Genomic DNA, 18194 nt, shown 5'->3' on the forward strand with positions numbered 1-18194 from the left:
GGGAATGTGCTCGATGAGGCAGATACGGCTAGATCAAGGCCCGCCATCGCGCCCGTCGGGGCAGCCGCGCATCAGTGCGGTCGAGCTTGGCGACGCGCTTCAGCACGCAATGGCGCTCGCCCGCGAAGGCCGCACCGGCCCCGCCGAGACGATCTTGCAGCGCCTGCTCGAAATCTCCCCGGAAAACCCCGATGCGCTTCAATTGCTGGGGATGATCGCGCGCAAGACGGGGAGAAACGTCGATGCCGCTTCCCTCTTCCGGCGATCCCTCGCAGCGTTCCCCGCGCAACCGCATGTGCACAACAATCTCGGTAACGCGCTTGTCGATCTGGGCGAGCCGGGCGACGCGGTACACGCCTATCGTCAGGCGCTGCGCCTTGCTCCCCAATATGATGAAGCACGAGTCAATCTCGCGATCGCATTGCTTGCGGCCGCAGACGCTGCCGCCGCTTGCGCCGCGCTGATCCCTCTCGTTGCACGCGATCCACGCAATGCCCGCGCCTGGGCGACTTTGGGCCAGGCGCGGCGTGAGAATGGGCAGTTGCCGGAAGCGATCCTCGCGCTGCGCACCGCGCTTTCGCTCCGCCCCGATCATGTGCCGACAATGCACAATCTCGGCGTCGCACTTCGTATGGCCGGTCAGCCGGAAGAAGCCCTCCCCCTCCTGAACCGCGCGTGCCAGGGCGATCCTTCAAGCGCTGAGATCGCGTACAATCTCGGCCACTGCCTTCAGGATCTGGAGCAGGTCGATTCGGCGATCCGCGCGTATGAGCGGGCGATCGTGCTTCGCCCCACCGATCGTGCGGCCCATCAGTCGCTGAACGGCCTTTTATGGCGACAGGGCCGCACCGATCACTGGCTGGCCAGCTACCGCACCGCCCTCGCGCAACATCCCGGCGATCACGGGCTTCTGTACGATCTCGCCGACCAGCTTCTTCTCGCTGGAGACGCCAAATCGGCGGCCGCCCTCCTCGCGCCCCACAGCACGTCCGCCAGCCCTTCGCTGCACTACCAATACGGTCGCGCGCTCTGGTCCTCGGGCGCGCCCGATGCCGCGCTCGCCCAGTTCGACGCTGCCGGGGATTTCGTCCCCGCACTTCGTGAAGGCGCCCGCTCCCGCATCATCCTCGATCGCCCCGAAGAATCGCTTCCCCGCATCGAGGCGGTTCTCGCCGCCGATCGCTACGATCAGCAGGCGCTCGCGCTTCAGGGCATTGCATGGCGCTTCACCGCAGATCCGCGCGAGACGTGGCTCAATGATGTCGAGCAGTTCGTCTCCGCTGATCTGCTGACGCCCACGGACGGCGATGTCTCCTCCTTCAACGCCCGGCTCGACGCCGCGCTGACCGCGCATCACCGCGATCATCAGCACCCGCTCGATCAGACGCTGCGCGGCGGCACCCAGACCAGCGACGATCTGTTCGCCCGTCCCGATCCGCTGATCGCCGAGGTGCGCGCGATGATCGAGGCGCGCATCCGCGCATGGCTCGCCGCCCTTCCCCGCGATGCCAACCATCCCTTCCTGTCCCGCAACACCGGCCGCTTTGCTTTCTCCGGTTCATGGTCGGTCCGGCTGCGCAGCACCGGTTTCCACGAGAACCACATCCATCCCGAGGGCTGGATCAGCGCCTGCTATTATGTCGCTTTGCCCGAAGCCGTGACGCGCGATCAGCAGGGCTGGCTCAAGTTCGGCGAGTCCGGCCTGCGCCTTGGCCAGCGCGAGCGCATCGCCCGGATGATCCGCCCGGAACCCGGCCTGCTCGTGCTGTTCCCCTCCTATTTTTACCACGGAACGGTGCCGTTCGAAGACGCCGGCCACCGAACCACAATCGCTTTCGACATCGTGCCCGCATGACCGCGCACACCCATCCACAGGGAGAGAAATGATGACCAGTCAAACGCTTGCCAATTTCGCGGCAGACATCGCATCCGGCGCTATCCGCACAATCGATCTCACCCAGACGCTTTCGCCGGAAACCCCCACGCTGGTGCTCCCGCCCGAATTCGGCCAGTGCGCCGGTTTCAGCCAGGAGGAAATCTCGCGCTATGACGAGCGCGGCGTCGCCTGGTATTGGAACAACTTCACCGTCAGCGAGCATACCGGCACCCATTTCGACGCGCCGATCCACTGGATCACCGGCAAGGATCTGGCGAACAACGCTGTCGATACCGTCCCGCCTGCCGACTTCATCGCACCCGCCGTGGTGATCGATATCTCGGCAAAGTCGGCGGAAGACCCCGATTACCTCCTCACCGTCGCCGATATCGAGGCCTTTGAGGCCGAACATGGCCGCATCCCGCCGCGTAGCTGGATCATGCTGCGCACCGATTGGTCGAAGCGCGACGTGGATGCCTATACCAATCGTCGCGAGGACGGCGCGCACACCCCCGGACCGTCGGCCGAGGCGGTCAAGTTCCTGATCGACGAGCGCGACGCCCACGGCCTCGGCGTCGAGACGATCGGCACCGATGCGGGCCAGGCCCATCTGCTCGATCCCGCCTATCCGGCGCACACCCTGTTCCACGCGGCGGGACGCTACGGGCTCCAGTGCCTCGAAAATCTGGATCTGCTTCCGCCGGCGGGTGCGGTGGTCATTGCCACCCCGCTCAAGATCAAGGGCGGCTCGGGCAGTCCGCTCCGTGTCCTCGCGCTGGTGGCTGGCTGAACACATGGCTGAGCGCTCGTTTAAAGCAGAAGTCGAACAGCTCCGGCTGGGAGAAGGCCAAGTCTTCCACGGTGAGGGCATCCTTGCCGTCACCAAGGCCTTGCTCCAGGCCGGCGTGGCCTATGTCGGCGGCTATCAGGGTTCGCCGATCAGCCATTTGATGGACGTGTTCGCCGATGCGAACGAACTGATGGGCGAATTGGGCGTCCATTTCGAGAGCTCAGCCAGCGAAGCGACCGCCGCCGCAATGCTCGCGGCGTCGGTCAATTATCCCCTGCGCGGCGCCGTCGCTTGGAAATCGGTGGTCGGCACCAACGTGGCGTCCGATGCACTCTCCAACGTCGCATCGGGCGGCGTGACCGGCGGCGCGCTCGTCATCCTTGGTGAGGATTATGGCGAGGGCTCCTCGATCATGCAGGAGCGCACGCATGCCTTTGCGATGAAGTCGCAGATGTGGCTGCTCGATCCGCGCCCCAGCCTGCCGCTGATCGTCGATATGGTCGAAAAGGGGTTCGAGCTTTCCGAAGCGTCGAACACCCCCGTCATGCTCGAACTGCGCATCCGCGCCTGCCACGTCACGGGCAGCTTCGTGGCCAAGGACAACCAGCGCCCGAAGCTCACCGTCGGCGAAGCGGCGGAATCCCCGGTGCGCGATACCGATCGCATCGTGCTCCCGCCCGCCAACTTCCTCCACGAAGTCGAGAAGATCGAACAGCGCTGGCCCGCAGCGATTCGGTTCATTCAGGAGCATCAGCTCAACGAGCATTTCGGCACCGATCAGGACGAGATCGGCATCATCGTCCAGGGCGGCCTGTTCAACTCGGCGAACCGCGCGCTCGAACTGCTCGGCCTGTCAGACGCCTATGGGAACGCCGCGCTCCCCATCTACGTCCTCAACGTCGCCTACCCGCTGATCCCTGATGAGGTCGTGGAGTTCTGCGCGGGCAAGAAGGCAGTGCTCATTGTCGAGGAGGGCCAGCCCGAATTCGTCGAGCACGAACTCAACACGCTCATCCGCCGGGCCGATCTGCAAACACGCATCGTCGGCAAGGACGTGCTGCCGCGCGCGGGCGAATATAGCGGCGCCGTGATCCGGGACGGCATCGCCAAGTTCCTCCGCGCTTATGCGCCGGATCGTGCACCCGCTGAAGAACCCGCGCCGCCCCCCGCTCTCCCGCCCAGCGCGATCCCGCAGCGTCCCGCCGGATTCTGCACCGGCTGTCCGGAGCGTCCGATCTTCTCGGCGATGAAGCTGGTGCAGAAGGAACTCGGCGACTTCCACGTCTCCGCCGATATCGGCTGCCACCTCTTCTCGATCCTGCCGCCCTTCCATATCGGCAACACGACGATGGGCTATGGCCTGGGTACCGCGGGCGCTTCCGCGTTCAAGACGCGGGAGAAGCGTACGGTCGCGATCATGGGCGATGGCGGTTTCTGGCATAACGGCCTTACATCGGGCATCGGCAACGCCGTCTTCAACCAGGACGATAACCTCACGATCATCGTCGATAACGGCTATTCGGCCGCGACGGGTGGGCAGGACATCCTCTCCTCCCGCGCCAAGCCGCCGGGGCGCAAGACCAACAACCCGATCGAAAAGGCCGTGCGCGGCATCGGCATCGGCTGGGCGCGGACCATGACACGCACCTATGACGTTGCCGCTATGCGCGACGCAATCCGCGAAGCGCTCACGAGCAAACAAAAAGGTCCGAAAGTTCTCGTTGCCCAGTCCGAATGTCAGCTCAACCGCCAGCGCCGCATAAAGCCCCTGATGGCAGAGGCCATCAAATCCGGCCAGCGCGTGGTGCGGGAACGCTTCGGCGTCGATCCCGACACCTGCACCGGCGATCATAGCTGCATCCGGCTTTCCGGCTGCCCCTCGCTCACGATCAAGCCCAATCCCGATCCGCTGCGGCAGGATCCGATCGCCCATGTCGAAAACAGCTGTGTCGGCTGCGGCGTGTGCGGCGAGGTCAGCCATGCCGCCGTCCTCTGCCCCTCTTTCTACAAGGCCCAGATCATTACCAATCCCGATCGACGCGATCGCTTCCGTCAACGCGTGCGTAGCTGGGTGATCGGCGCGCTTCAGCGCCGCTCGGCGCGCGCCATCGCCGCGAGGGCCTTCTGATGGCCCAGCGCAATCGCTTCACCATCGCCGTGCTCGGCTTGGGCGGTCAAGGCGGCGGGGTGCTTGCCGACTGGATCGTCCAGCTTGGCGAAAAGAACGGCTATATCGCACAGGGCACCTCGGTGCCCGGCGTCGCCCAGCGCACCGGCGCGACGACCTATTATATCGAAATGATCCCAGCGGGCGGCCCGGCCCAGCCTGTGCTGGCGCTCACGCCCGTCCCCGGCGACGTCGATGTCGTCATCGCCTCCGAACTGATGGAAACCGGGCGCGCGATCCTGCGCGGCTTCGTGTCGAAGGATACGACGCTGATTGGCTCCACCCACCGCGTCTACGCCATCTCGGAAAAGTCGGCGATGGGCGATGGCCGCGCCAGCAACGATCGCATCCTTGCCGCCGCAGCCGAGCGCTCGAAACGATTCGTCGGCTTCGACATGGAAGCTGCGTCCGAACGCGTAGGCACCGTGATCAGCTCGGTGCTGTTCGGCGCGCTCGCGGGCAGCGGCGCCCTCCCCTTCGCGCGCGAAGCCTATGAGGCTGCGATCCGCGCGGGTGGCAAGGGCGTCGACGCCAGCCTGAAGGGATTCGCCGCCGGGTACGACGCCGCACAGGGCAAGCTTGTCGAAGCCGTCGATGCGCCTACCGCGCCCGAGCCGACGACCGAAGCGGGCCGCACCCTCGCCGCCCGCGTGCGTGCGAGGCTCCCCACCGCTGCGCACGGCTTCGCGATCGAAGGCGTCCGCCGCCTGATGGACTATCAGGACGCGGCCTATGCCAGCCTCTACCTTGATCGGCTGGAGCACTTGGGCAGCGACCCGGTTCTGCTGACCGAGGCTGCTCGCCACCTCGCTTTGTGGATGTCCTATGAGGATACGATCCGCGTCGCCGATCTGAAGGTGCGCGCCAGCCGTTTTGCCCGCGTCCGTGGTGAGGTGAAGGCAAAGGACGATCAGATCGTCCAGCTCACCGAATATATGCACCCGCGCCTCGAAGAGATTTGCGAGACGCTGCCCGCTGGCATCGGTCGCCGCATCCTCGCCAGCCAGAGCTGGTCGCACCGCCTCGAGCGCTTCTTCACCAAGGGACGGCATGTCGAAACTACCAGCCTGCGCTGGTTCATGATGCTCTCGATCCTCGCCGGATGGCGGCGTTTCCGTCGTGGCACTTTGCGCTACGAACTTGAACAGGCGCGCATCGAGGATTGGCTCACGCTCGTCCGCGCGGCAGAGCCTGCAACCGCGCTCGAGCTCGTAAAGTGCCAGCGCCTGATCAAAGGCTATGGGGACACGTTCGCACGTGGCCTCGCCAATTATGGCCGCATCACCGATCGCTATCGCACCGCATCGCTCAGCGCAGCGCAGCTCCGCGCCCTTCGCGAAGCGGCGCTTGCCGATGAAGAGGGCGTAGCGCTCGAACAGGCGCTCGCCTCCTGATCAAAAAAAGGCCCCATCACTCCGGCCTATGGCGCGGGGTGATGGGGCGGATCAGCAAGCGGCGATGCCGGCGGGCGTTAGCGCCGCGCTTCGATCCAATTGTTCACCGTCACATCCAGCAGCGTCATCGGCAGCTGGCCCTGCGCCAGGATCAGGTCGTGAAAGGCACGGATGTCGAACTTGTCGCCCAGCGCCTTTTCGGCCCGCGCGCGCAACTCGACGATCTTCAACTCGCCGACCTTATAGGCCACCGCCCCTGCCGGAGCGCCGATATAGCGGTCCAGCTCGGTATCGATGTTGATGTCGGCCAGCGCGGTGTTCTCTGTGAAGCAGGCACGCGCCTTTTCGTAGCTCCAGCCCATCACATGGATGCCGGTGTCGACCACCATGCGGCACGCACGCCACATCTCGGTCGATAGGCTTCCGAACTTCTCATAGGCATCGCGGTACACGCCCATCTCATGCCCCAGCCGCTCGGCATAAAGCGCCCAGCCCTCGCGGAAGGCGAGCAGATCGCGCGCGCGGCGGAACGAAGGCAGCGATAGGTTCTCGTTGTTCAGCGCTCCATGCGTGTGATGGCCAGGCGCAGACTCATGCAGGCTGAGCGCAGACACCTCATACAGCGGGCGTTGATCGAGATGCGAGGTGTTCACCACAAAATGCCCGGGAAATCCCTTTGAAAAGTCGCCCCCGCCCCCGCCGCGTGCGGTTGTGTAGCCCTCTTCCAGCTCGCGCGGCACCGGCACGATCGTGAAGGGCTGGCGCGGCAATACGGAGAAATAGCGCGGCAGCACGCCATCGATCCGCTTGGTCGCCGCCGCATATTTCTCGATCAGCCCCTCGCGGGTCGTCGCATAGAATTGCGGATCCGTGCGCAGGAACTTGAGCCAGTCGGCAAAGCTGCCTTTGAAGCCAGTGGACGCGATCACCTTGTCCATCTCGGCGCGAATGCGCTTCACTTCGGACAGGCCCGTCTCGTGGATCTGCTCGGCGGTCAGGTCGGTAGTGGTGTAATAGCGGACGAGGAAGTCGTAATATGCGCGCCCGCCCGGCAGCGATCCGATGCCCAGCCCCGGCCGGGCCTTGGCCCGATAGGGACCGTCGATGAAGCCCATCACCGCGCGTTGCGCGGGGCGGATCTCGCGCTCGACCACCGTCTTCGCCTCGGCGAACAACACCGGATAGTTCCGCAGCGGCGCGACGAGCGGATCGTCCGCCACGGGCGTAGCGATCTGCTTGCGTAGCACGGCCACGGCCACGTCGATCACGCGGCCTGGGTTGGTCCATCCCGTCTTCATGCCGCGTTCCAGATTGGTCCGCTGCTCGGCAAAATAGCCGGGGATCCCGCGCATCCGCGCAATCCACGCCCGCCCTTCGGCTTCGTTCTTCACCACCGTCGCCCGCGCGACCGAATAGGGCGTGTTGTAAAAGCCCTCATGCGCCACAAACGCGAAGCGGCGTTCGTCGAAATCGATGCCCTCGATCCGCCACGCGATCAGCTGGCGAAGATAGTCGCGGTTCATCCGGTCGTCGCCAGCCAGCTGTCCCTCGGGCAGCCCCGCCAGCGCATGATCGATGCGCACCAGCTCCGCGCGACGCGTCGCCATCGCCCGTGGCGTCTCGACGGGCCAGCTATCGCGCGCGAAGGCGGGATCGGAACGCCCCGCTTCCATCGGAAAGTCCCTGGAGAAGCGCTCGTAGCGCGTGACCAGCTCGCTGAAATCCGGTGCAGGTGCGCCGGGATCGGGCAAGGCCGCCCCGGCCAGGAGAGTGGCCCCGAGGGGCAGCAACAGCATACACAGGACGCGCTTCATCGAACAAACTCCGAAATCACGCAGGCACGCGGCGCCTGCTCAGTTGGAAAGCCGGGCGATCGACATCAGAAGCTTGGGCAGCATCGCCGCGCCGGCGTGAAGCCGGATTGGCTGCGGCACGCGCGGCGTGACCGAAAGCGCCTCGCGGCTGTTCGTCGCGATCGCGGCGGCCATTTCGATGCCGAGTTGCGTGTTGATGCCGATCCCGCGGCCATTGTCTGCCTGGATCGCGAGCGCGCCATCGCCAAGATCGTATAATTCGGGCAGGAACGACGGGTTGACCTGCGCCACGCCTTCCCAGATATAATCGATCCTTGGCTCCGCGATCGCGGCGAAATGCTGCTTCAGCCTGCGCGCGGCTTCACGCAAATGCGCTTTTTCGCCCCTGACCAGGAACGAATTCGGAAATGCCGAGATCAGGTGCCCCTGCGCATCCAGCCGCGCCGTGAACAGATAGGGCACCTTGTCGGTAAACGCCCCGCCATTGGGCAGGATCGCCTCGCGCTGCCGCGTGTCGAGCGGCGCGGTGGCGAACTGGACGACGTGCAGCGGCAGCACGGTCCGCTCGAGCGCCGGGTGCAGGCGCGCATTGCCACCATTGGCGGCCAGCACCACGCGCCGCGCCGAGACCGCACCGGAAGGTGTGCGAGCGACCCAGCGGCCGCCCTCGCGTGCAAGCGTCTGGACCGGACTTTCGGCGAACAGCCATGCCCCTTGCCCCTGCGCCGCACGGGCGATGCCACGAACATAGCCCAGCGGATTGATACTCCCGCCGTCGCCAAAGCGCAGCGCGCCGCAATAGCGATCCACGCCGAACTGCTCCCGGGCCTCGCGCGCTTCTACGAAGCGCACGTCATAGCCGCGTACCTGCCATTGATTGGCATAGGCGCGCTGGCTGTGCGCCAGCTGCTCTGTGTGCGCGGGCGTGAAAAATCCCTCTGGCCGGGCATCACAATCCAGGCCGTGGCGCTCGATCAGATCGAACACCGCACGGGCGGAGCCGCCGATCATCCGGGTCAGCCGCTCGCCCTGCTGGCGGCCAATCACCGCGCCGATCGTTTCCGGCGTGTGGCGGATATAGTCGGGGGCAACGAGCCCGCCGCTCCATCCAGTCGCCTGGCTGCCCGGCTGCCCCCCCTCAAGCAACACCGTATCGATACCGGCCTCCGCCAGGTGCAGCGCCGTGGTCATCCCGGCGATGCCGCCCCCAATGACCAGCACGTCCGCCTCGACCTCCGCCGTCAGCGGCGCGAGTTCGGGGCCGGGAGCCGCGGTTGCGGCCCAGACCGGCATGGTGGAAGCGCCCTCGCCATGGCGGCGGGCAATCGTCTGATGTTGCATCACCGCGCCTCCCCCATAGTGACGTTGAGAGCCGGCGCGTAGGGCACGAATGCCCCGGCGACGCCCGCTATACGGAACGTTTGCATGTACTTCTGAACTCTCTGTACGCCCGGCTAGGAGCGGTGTCTGTACGCCCCGGAGGGGTGGTATTCGTAAGCGATCAAGCGGCGGACACGGAACTCCCGCCGCGCTGGAAGCGGCGCGCGAGAGCGACGAACGCCAGCACGAAGCAAAGCGCGACCGGCGTGTTCATGATCATCGGAAGCGACATCTCGTTGCTGCCTACGATCGTCACCGCGATGAAGATCGCCGTGCCTTCCTGCCGCATCAGATGCTCGATCCCGATTGCGACATTCTCGCGCCGGGTGAAGCCGGCGAAGCGCACGATCGTCATCACCACGCACACCATGATCAGGTTGAGCGCCACCGTGATCCAGAACAGCGCGCCCAGATTCTCGCGCAGCACCGGCACCTGGTCGAACAGGATCACGCCAAAGGCAGAGAACAGGACGACCATCGCGATGTTCTTGAGATACTTCTTGAACGCCAGCGCGAATTCGGGGCGAAGCGCCCGGATCGCGAAGCCGACTGCTGCGGGCAACACCGTGATCGAGAAGATATCCCAGAAGAAGGACGCCAATGGCACCTTCACCTCGGCTTCGAGGCCCATGAAATAAGAGAGCGCGAAATGCGCGTAGAACGGCACGACCAGAATGTAGATCATGCTGAGCAGCAGGGTCATCGACATCGACAGCGCCAGATCGCCGTCTGCCATGTCGGTGAACAGGTTCGAGAGCATGCCGCCGGGCGTCGTCGCGAGCAGGACGAAGCCAACCGCCAGCGCCGGCGTAGGCGCAACGGTGAGCGCCAGCGTCAGCCCGATAAGCGGCGGGATAATCAGCATCGAGCAGACGCCAAAGATCAGCGCGCGCTTGTTACGGAATACCTCGCGGAAGTCATGGGCGGTCAGCGAAAGGCCCATCGAAGCCATGATCGCGACGAGCGAGCCCGGCAGAACCCAGTTGCCCAGGAAGGACATCAGATCGGCATAGGTCATTTCCGGTTACCTCAGGCAGGCTCTACAGTGATGGTGCAGGCACCGTTCCGGCGGATCGTGCGGCAATCGGCGACTGCCTTGGCCAGATCCTCATCGATGATGCGCGCGCAGACATTCGCCTGGATCCAGCCGAACGGCATGAGCAGCCGCCCGCCAGCGCCATAGAAAATGCCGATGTCGTAAAAGGGTCCGGGCGGCAGGCCCAGCGTGCTGCCCGCGGCGAGATAAGCGAGCACGATATCCCCCGCTGCCGGGTAGGAAGTCGCGCTTTCCGCCGGGATCGCCGGCTGCGCCATGCCTTCCGGCAAGGCTGCCGAAGGCATCGGCACCGAGATTTCGGGTCCCGTCCAGATCGCGTGCATCGCCTCGAACGACGCGCGTCGCGTGGCAAGATCGCGCAGGAATTCGCACGATTGCGGGGCTGCCTCAGGCAGCAGGCGGCAGCGTGCCGAAAGTCCCGACACCGGCTCTGTGAAACGCACCAGATCCATCGAAAGCATGCCCCTTATTTGCCCGTCACCATCGACAGATACTCTTCCTTCTGCAGCGCGATCGGCACATTGCCATTGGCCCAGAGATAATCGTGGAAGCGCTTGAGATCGAAAGACTTGCCTTCTCTCGCGCGCGCCTCCGCCAGGAACTCGGTCGTCTGCATCTTGCCGATCTGGTAGCTGATCGCCTGTCCGGGCGCGGCGGCGAAGAAGGTTGCTTCCTCATGCGCCGTGGTCCGGTCCATCGGCACCATCGTCTCCAGATAGTCGGCGGCCTGTTCGATGCTGAACTCACCCAGCGCCAGCTTCACGTCCACTTCGACGCGAAGCGCGCGCAGTCTCGCGAAATTATAGATGATCTCGCGCGTCTTCGGTGCATCCGCCCACAGGCCAGCCTGGAGCATCATCTCCTCGGCGTAGAAGCCGGTCCCCTCGTTCGCGCCACTGTCGTAATAGCGGCGGCGAAGCGGGTTGGGATGTCGCCAGCCCAGTGTGAGCTGGAAGAAGTGCCCGGGCACCCCTTCATGCACGATGATCGGCCGCGGATCGCGGGTGATCGAAAGATTGAAATAACCGAGCTTGGGCGACGGTTCGGGCAGATAGACGGTCGCGTTCTGGCCCACCCGATCGATGTCGGTCAGATCGAAGGTCCGCCCCAGCCAGCCGATCGGCGCCAGATAAGCCGGGAATGGCTGCGCCTTGTAATGCCCGGCCCAGTCCGGAAGGGTCAGCAGATTCTTTTCGGTGAGGAATGTACGAACCTTGAGTTCGTCGGCATCCAGTTTCGCCGTCACGGCCTCGATCGAGGATCCGATGGGGAGTTCGGGCACGTCGGCATTACGATTGCGCTCCAGTTCCTCGAACAGCACCGATCGCGCCCATTCCTGACTCCCCATGATCAGCAGATCTGTCGGCGAATAGGGATAGAGGGCCACATTGCTCAGGAAGTAGCGATAGCTGGCGTCACCCACCGCGGTCTGTTCGGACAGGCCCGCGCGCTTGGATTTCAGGAAGTTGGTATAGGCAGAAAACGCGGCGATCGCCTTGTTGACCGCCGCATCGAGCCGCTTGCGCTGTCCGGCATTGGCGTAGGGCGCGAGCCCCGCCGCCATACCGCGCAGGCTATCGGGCACGTCGGCGATCTGGCTCAATGCCACGTCGACGAACGGCCCGCGCATGTCGTTCAGGTTGACCTGCCCCGCCAGCAACACTGCAGGCGCGGTGCCGAGCAGGCGGATCACGTCTTCCACGCGGCGCGTGGAAACGGGCGGCGGTGGCAGCAGCACCTCGAAGATCGGATTGAGCGCCTGCGCCGTGTAGAAATGCGGCTGGCGGCGCCAGCCCGCGACATGGTCCATTTCCCAATGGACCCGCGCCAGCGCCGACCCGATCAGGCGGTAGTCCACCTTTTCGCTCACCGTCTCGGGAGCGCCTTCCAGCGCCTTCCAGCGCGCATCGAACTCGGCAAGCTTGGAACGCTGCGTCGCGACAGCGGCGGCCGACCAATCGGGCACCCATCCGGCCGGGCGGACGATGCGCGGGATGTCGTCGCTGCTCGCCGGCTGCGTTGCGCTGCGCCACGCCCAGAAATCGGCACCCAATTGCTGGACGGCGGGCTGCGCCGACGCAACCTGCGCCACCATCAACGTGGCGCCGCCCAGCCAGGCCGCGATGCCTCGGGCCAGCATCTTACTTCCGGTTCTTCACATTGCGATCGAAGAAATCGACCATCTTCTTGAACGCAAACCGGGCCTGCGGGAGATTATCGCTCGCCCAGGCATGGTTTCCGCCCGGGATGGTGACCAGCTCGAACATCTGCTCCCGCTGGATCATCTTCTCCGCCAGCGCAATCGTGTCCGAATAGAGCACCACCGGGTCGCGCGTGCCGTGGATAATCATCAGAGGATCTTTGATCCCGTGGCTCTGATACAGCGCCGACTGTGCTTCATAGCGCGCAGGCATATCCGGGCCCTCAGGACGCCCCATGATCCACATCTGCCCCGGATAGGCGTGCCAAACGTTCGTCGCGGGCGCACCCGCAATGCCCGCAGCGTAGACGCCCGGCTTCTTCGACAGCGACATGATCGTCATCAGGCCACCATAGCTCGATCCCCAGATGCCTACGCGCTTGGGATCGACATAACCCTTCGCGACGAGATGGCGAACGCCGCTCTCCAGATCGTTGATGTCGGTCTCGCCATAAGAATAATGCTGGCTCTGATTGTGCTCGCGCCCCTGCCCCCATGATCCGCGGATGTTGACGTTGAGAACGATATAGCCCTGCGAGACGAAATACTGGTCGATACCCCAGGTCGGATGCGCGCGTCGGCCGCCCCACTGGTTGTGCACCGAGTCCGAATAGACCGAGCCGACGATCAGCGGATAGCGCTTCGAAGGATCGTAATTGGCCGGCAGGCTCACGCGAGCGAGCAGATTGGTCCCGTCCACATGGCTCGGGAATTCCATATAGGTGATGTTGGCCCAGGTCTGGGTGTAGAAGTCAGGCTGGGGTGACTTGGTGACCTGGGTCGCCTTGCCCGGCTTCGTCGTGTCGACGACGAACAGCTCGGGCGGCGTCGTATCGTTCGAGAACCAGTCCGCGACGTAGCGGAAGTTCGGCGAATAAACTGCGTCGTGGGTGCCCGCGGTCGGCGCGCTCACCCGCTCGATCTTCCCGCCCGCCAGCGGCACGCGATAGATCTGGCGCTCGGCCAGATGCGCTTCGTTGGCTAGGAAATAGAGCTGCTTCTTCGCGGCATCGACCGAGAAGGAAGCGATTTCCCAATTGCCCTTGGTGATCTGGCGCGGAGCCTCTCCCGCCTTGCGCTGGTGATAGAGGTGCAGCCAGCCATCGCGATCGGTCAGGATGACAAGGCCGTCATCGCCCGGCGCCCAGGCGACCTTCCAGTCGGGGCGCAGATGCTTGGGCTCGCGAAGCTGGTAGAAGGTCTCGCGCTGGCCGCTCGCCACGTCGAACACATAGATCGTGTGCTCCTTGGCTTCCATGTCGGAGCCGCTGACGAACAGGCGCTTGCGATCGCGCGACACGCCAAAGTCCCAGATGTGGTGCTTGGCGTCCGGCCGCTCGAAGAAACGGGCCTCGCCGCCAGCAGCACTGACGATGCCGATCCGCGCCTTGGTCGTCTCGTCGCCCGGGAAAGCGCGAACCACTCGGTTATTCTGCAGCTCACCACCTTTGGCGTAATAATAAATATCCCGCTCGGGCATCGCGCGATCGTCATTCTCCTCGAATGCGATCGAGCGGCTATCAGCCGACCACTGATAGTCGGCGACATAGACCTTGGCATCGTCCGATCCGACCACGCGGCGCGCGGCGACATCGCCCGTCGCGGCCAGATCGCGGACCCACAACACCCCGCCCGGCGTGACGCGATTGCGCGGATCGACCGGGTTGCCGGATACGAAAGCGAGTTGGCGCCCGTCAGGCGACAGGACAAGCTTGCGGATCGCCTCCTTGTCGGTCTCGACCTGCACAATCCTGCCGTCAGCCTCACGAATGGAGAGTTTGCCGCCGATGGTGAACGCAACGCGCCCCTTGTCCAGGAACACCGCCTGCGCGATGCCCTTCTCTTCGGCTTCGGGCTTAGAATTCTTGCCCAGGAAAGTGAGCCGGGTCTTCTTCCCCGTCTTGGGCGAGTAGGACCAGATATCGCGGAAACTATACCCTTCCTCGTTCCACAGGAAGAGAACGCTGCTCTCGTCGCGCGACCAGCTATATCCGATCGGCTCGTTCCCCACGAGGCTCTTGTAGCGATAGAGTTCATCGAGCGAGAAGCTGGTGCCGGGCACCTGGACCACCCCCGCTGCGGGACTCTGGGCATATGTCGGGGAAGCCACGCTCAGCGATGCGACCAAGAGGACCGCAGACATTGCGCGAACAGAAACGCTGAACTTCATCATCTTCCCCAACACCTTAATCCATATTCGACGTCACCGGCCAAAAGGGCCGGCTGCCGGCGGCGACGGCAAGCGCCGCCGCCGGACTTAGGGCATCAGAACTGCTTACGGAAACCGATGGTGAACCGGCGACCGATCGCGTCAAAGGTATCCCGCTCATAGAGCTGGAACGGCGGGTTGTGATCGCCGAGATTGTCGATCGTGCCGTAGATGCTCAGCGTCTTGTCGATGGCGTACGACGCGCTCAGATCGAAATAGCTGATCTGACCGGTCGACGGCACCGCGAGCAGCGGCGTTGCCGCGCCCGAAGCCTTGGCGGCCGCAATACGCCCATCCTTGGTCGAACCGATGAAGCGATGACGGAGCGAGAGCTGGAGCGCGTCGTTCACGTCCCAGGTCAGACGCTGCGTGAAGCGCCAGACCGGGTTTGCATTACCGCAGCTGCCGCCACCGATATAGCCCGCGCAGTCCACCGCCGCGACGATCGGGCTGCTCTGCACCACGCTCTTGATGAGGTAGCTGCCAGCCAGATAGTAGCTGAAAGAGCCGAACGTGTTGGTCTGGTAGCGATAGTCGAGGCGGAAATCGACGCCCGACGTCTCCATCGACGCGATGTTCGCGTTGAGCAGCGGCACGTCATACAACTGACCGTCCGACGAGCGCTTGGTGAGCGGCTGACAGAAGATGTTGCTCATCGAGAGGTTGGCGCGGCAGGCGGTGATCACCGACTGGAGGCCACCACCGAATGCTGCAATCGCGCCATCGATCTTGATGTTGTAATAATCGATGGTGAACTGCAGGTTCGGCACCGCAGCGGGACGGAACACCGCACCAATCGACCAGGTGTCGGAGGTTTCTTCCTGAAGGGCCGGGTTGCCGCCGGTGATCGCGCGGATCTGCACGTTCTCCTGCTGGAAGACGTCGATCACGCTGGAGGGCACGCCCAGCGAGGTCATGCAGAACGTGCGCTCGGCAGCGGTGCGGTTAGCACCAGATGCGTTACAGAAGTCGGTCGCCTGCGGTGCAGTGTTGGTCGCACCGGAGAAGAGCTCGACCACGTTCGGTGCACGCACCGCACGCTGGTAAAGGCCGCGGAACTTGACGCCCTTGACCGGCGAATATTCGCCGCCAGCCTTCCAAGAGGTCACGCCGCCTGCGGTCGAATAGTCCGAATAGCGGATGCCGCCTTCGAACGTGAGGAGCTGGGCGAACGGCATGTCGGCCAGGATCGGCACGACGAGCTCGCCGTACAGCTCCTTGACGTCGAAGCTGCCGCCGGTCCGCTGGATGCCAGCCGAACGCGAGAGCGCCTTGCCCTGGATGTAGAGCTGATCCGGCGTGAAGGTCGAGCTTTCCTTGCGGTATTCCGCACCCACCGAGATGCCCACATTGCCCGCCGGCAGCGAGAAGAGCGTGCCGGTGATGCTGGCGCCTGCCTGCTTCTGATCAAGGACGGTGATGTTGGTCAGGTCGGTATAGATATAGTCCCGCATCTCCTTCGTCATCGACATGAAGCCAAAGGGATTGATCGTGACGCACCGGACATCGGTGGTCAGGCAGTCATACGGGTTGTTGGGGTTGGTCAGGAACGCGTTGGCGAAGTTGTCGATCAGCACGCCGCCGCCCTGGACATCGGTGATCCGCACGTGGCCCTGGTTGTAGAAGACTTCCCAGTTCAGCTTGTCGGTCAGTCCGCCCTTCAAGCCCGCCACGAAGCGGCCGAATTCACGGGTCTGGTCGTCCGTGCGCGAGCCGAAGTCGAGCAGGCGACGATTGATGTTGATCGAGATCAGGTTGTCGCCATCACCGTCGAGATGGGTGCTCAGGAAGGTGCGCAGCGACGGCGCCAGATAGGGATTGCGCAGATCGAACTGGAAGTTGGGCAGGAAGCCCGAGCTGCTCATCGGCACTGCGCCCAGCGTCGAGTTGAGCTCGCTGCGAACGTAATTGCCTTCGAAGAACGCGGTGATGTTGTCGGTCACATCATAGTGACTCGTCAGCGCCGCCGACCAGCGCTTCAGCGGCATCTGCAGGTTGGTGTACGGACGGTCGTTGAAGCCGTCGCTCGTCTTATACGCGCGCCATCCTTCCTGCGCGAAGAAGATGCCGGCGGTGCCGATGGTGTTGCCGAACTGATCAACCTTGCCGACCAGCGCAGGCGAGAAGATCGTGCCCTGCGGGGTAACGCCGTTGCCACCCGGCACCAGCACACCCTTGCCGTTCTGCACGGCGTCTACCAGGAAGAGCGACGCATGGTCGCGCGCGGCGCCCTTGACCATCTCACGGTCATAATAGTTGCCGTTGAACACGATGTTGCCGCGGCCGTCGGCGAAATTGCCGCCAACGGTGAAGTCGATGTTGTAGCGGTTGGCGTCGCCTTCATCGCTGATGCCGTACTGCGCGCCAATTTCCATGCCCTGGAAGTTTGTCTTGGTGACGAAGTTCACCACGCCGGCCATCGCGTCCGAACCATACACCGCCGAAGCGCCGCCGGTGACGACTTCGATGCGCTCGATCATCGCAGTCGGGATCATGTTGATGTCGACAACGCCGTCCTGGCTGGCGCCGACGATGCGGCGGCCATTCTGCAGCACCAGGGTACGAGCCGCACCCAGGTTGCGCAGGTTGACCGTGGCGGAGCCGTTGCCGCTGTTCGATTGGGCGCCAGCGCCAGCAACCGCCTGCGGGAGCGAGTTGAGCAGCTGCTCGGTCTCGACGGTGCCGGTCTGCTTGATTTCGTCGACGCCGATCACATTGACCGGGCTGTTCGAATCAACGTCCGGGCGCGGAATGCGCGATCCCGTAACGACGATCCCTTCGCCGCCATCGATGGCTTCCGGTTCGTCGGTCTGCGCCATGGCGGTGCCCATCACCATCATCATGGCAGCGAGTGCGGAACCGCCCCGCAGCCCCGCCCGCATCACTGAAACTCGCTTACTCAACATCTTCGTGTCTCCCCGAATGGATACGCCCGCCTGCCTTGCCCCGCCACGACGTCTATCGATCGTGATATTTCGGTGAACAAGTGCGTGATTTTGAGCATAACCTAACCGGACGGTCAATTCGGACGAACAAAAAAATGTGAAAAGTGTCGCTTCTCGGTAACAAAAATGCCCGAGAAGCGGCGATCCGGCGCAGCATCCGGTCGCGATCGCGCGGTTGCGGCGGGCACGGAAAGAGCCTGCAAGGCCCCCGGAAATTTCCGGAAATTCGTCTACTAATCCGCAGATTTCCTTCGATTCGCGCCATTTTGGACGGACCCAGAGGCTCTCACCAGCTCCTAGCTTGGGGCGCTCACAGCGCCACTTGACCAGCGCTCGATCTGCAATCATCGTATTACAAATCA

Annotated in this window: 11 protein-coding genes; 4 read left to right on the plus strand and 7 right to left on the minus strand. The window is 64.1% G+C overall.

The genetic code is table 11. The annotated features are described in order from the left end of the window. Nucleotides 1–13 precede the first annotated feature (13 nt). From SSO01S_RS05945 to SSO01S_RS05960, 4 genes are read left to right on the plus strand one after another with little or no spacing between them, the layout of a single operon-like run. Nucleotides 14–1855: a tetratricopeptide repeat protein gene (locus SSO01S_RS05945; protein ID WP_169798327.1), complete on the plus strand. Its 1842-nt coding sequence runs from the start codon at nucleotides 14–16 to the stop codon at nucleotides 1853–1855. A gap of 31 nt (nucleotides 1856–1886) precedes the next feature. Further along, entirely contained in the window at nucleotides 1887–2666 is a 780-nt protein-coding gene (locus SSO01S_RS05950; protein WP_066796777.1) for a cyclase family protein, read from the plus strand. Between the two features lie 4 nt (nucleotides 2667–2670). Continuing rightward, a complete protein-coding gene (locus SSO01S_RS05955) occupies nucleotides 2671–4794 on the plus strand; it encodes a ferredoxin family protein (protein WP_066796778.1) in 2124 nt (707 codons plus the stop codon). Beyond that, nucleotides 4794–6227: an indolepyruvate oxidoreductase subunit beta family protein gene (locus SSO01S_RS05960; protein WP_066796699.1), complete on the plus strand. Its 1434-nt coding sequence runs from the start codon at nucleotides 4794–4796 to the stop codon at nucleotides 6225–6227. Before SSO01S_RS05955 ends, SSO01S_RS05960 begins: the two co-directional genes overlap by 1 nt. A gap of 77 nt (nucleotides 6228–6304) precedes the next feature. On the opposite strand, the gene SSO01S_RS05965 is transcribed toward SSO01S_RS05960, so the two are convergent. The 7 genes from SSO01S_RS05965 to SSO01S_RS05995 all read right to left on the minus strand — a co-directional run bounded on the left by SSO01S_RS05965 (nucleotide 6305) and on the right by SSO01S_RS05995 (nucleotide 17793). Then, nucleotides 6305–8041 carry a DUF885 domain-containing protein gene (locus tag SSO01S_RS05965; RefSeq protein WP_083942877.1) on the minus strand — a complete coding sequence of 579 codons (1737 nt, stop codon included), beginning with the start codon at nucleotides 8039–8041 and terminating at the stop codon, nucleotides 6305–6307. Between the two features lie 39 nt (nucleotides 8042–8080). Then, complete coding sequence (locus SSO01S_RS05970) at nucleotides 8081–9382, minus strand: NAD(P)/FAD-dependent oxidoreductase (RefSeq protein WP_083942878.1); 1302 nt, start codon at nucleotides 9380–9382, stop codon at nucleotides 8081–8083. Nucleotides 9383–9542: 160 nt separating this feature from the next. Next, nucleotides 9543–10439 carry a bile acid:sodium symporter family protein gene (locus tag SSO01S_RS05975; protein WP_066796708.1) on the minus strand — a complete coding sequence of 299 codons (897 nt, stop codon included), beginning with the start codon at nucleotides 10437–10439 and terminating at the stop codon, nucleotides 9543–9545. 11 nt (nucleotides 10440–10450) lie between these two features. After that, nucleotides 10451–10939, minus strand: coding sequence for a DUF3830 family protein (locus SSO01S_RS05980; protein ID WP_066796711.1), 489 nt, complete (start codon nucleotides 10937–10939; stop codon nucleotides 10451–10453). Between the two features lie 5 nt (nucleotides 10940–10944). Then, complete coding sequence (locus tag SSO01S_RS05985) at nucleotides 10945–12618, minus strand: DUF885 family protein (protein ID WP_066796714.1); 1674 nt, start codon at nucleotides 12616–12618, stop codon at nucleotides 10945–10947. Nucleotide 12619: 1 nt separating this feature from the next. After that, nucleotides 12620–14821 (minus strand): S9 family peptidase, encoded by a 2202-nt coding sequence (locus tag SSO01S_RS05990; RefSeq protein ID WP_169798329.1) that lies wholly within the window; start codon nucleotides 14819–14821, stop codon nucleotides 12620–12622. 122 nt (nucleotides 14822–14943) lie between these two features. Further along, nucleotides 14944–17793, minus strand: a complete 2850-nt coding sequence (locus SSO01S_RS05995) for a TonB-dependent receptor plug domain-containing protein (RefSeq protein ID WP_157073666.1) — start codon at nucleotides 17791–17793, stop codon at nucleotides 14944–14946. Between the last annotated feature and the right edge of the window lie 401 nt (nucleotides 17794–18194).

This window comes from Sphingomonas soli NBRC 100801 (assembly GCF_001591025.1).
In the GTDB taxonomy this organism is placed as follows: Bacteria; Pseudomonadota; Alphaproteobacteria; order Sphingomonadales; family Sphingomonadaceae; genus Sphingomonas; species Sphingomonas soli.

What these genes read in the sequence shown, in the direction of transcription:
- SSO01S_RS05975 (WP_066796708.1), bottom strand. Translation starts at nt 10,439, where the DNA reads ATGACCTATGCCGATCTGATGTCCTTCCTGGGCAACTGGGTTCTGCCG.
- SSO01S_RS05960 (WP_066796699.1), top strand. Translation starts at nt 4,794, where the DNA reads ATGGCCCAGCGCAATCGCTTCACCATCGCCGTGCTCGGCTTGGGCGGT.
- SSO01S_RS05950 (WP_066796777.1), top strand. Translation starts at nt 1,887, where the DNA reads ATGACCAGTCAAACGCTTGCCAATTTCGCGGCAGACATCGCATCCGGC.
- SSO01S_RS05955 (WP_066796778.1), top strand. Translation starts at nt 2,671, where the DNA reads ATGGCTGAGCGCTCGTTTAAAGCAGAAGTCGAACAGCTCCGGCTGGGA.
- SSO01S_RS05970 (WP_083942878.1), bottom strand. Translation starts at nt 9,382, where the DNA reads ATGCAACATCAGACGATTGCCCGCCGCCATGGCGAGGGCGCTTCCACC.
- SSO01S_RS05990 (WP_169798329.1), bottom strand. Translation starts at nt 14,821, where the DNA reads ATGTCTGCGGTCCTCTTGGTCGCATCGCTGAGCGTGGCTTCCCCGACA.
- SSO01S_RS05980 (WP_066796711.1), bottom strand. Translation starts at nt 10,939, where the DNA reads ATGCTTTCGATGGATCTGGTGCGTTTCACAGAGCCGGTGTCGGGACTT.
- SSO01S_RS05945 (WP_169798327.1), top strand. Translation starts at nt 14, where the DNA reads ATGAGGCAGATACGGCTAGATCAAGGCCCGCCATCGCGCCCGTCGGGG.
- SSO01S_RS05965 (WP_083942877.1), bottom strand. Translation starts at nt 8,041, where the DNA reads ATGAAGCGCGTCCTGTGTATGCTGTTGCTGCCCCTCGGGGCCACTCTC.
- SSO01S_RS05985 (WP_066796714.1), bottom strand. Translation starts at nt 12,618, where the DNA reads ATGCTGGCCCGAGGCATCGCGGCCTGGCTGGGCGGCGCCACGTTGATG.
- SSO01S_RS05995 (WP_157073666.1), bottom strand. Translation starts at nt 17,793, where the DNA reads ATGTTGAGTAAGCGAGTTTCAGTGATGCGGGCGGGGCTGCGGGGCGGT.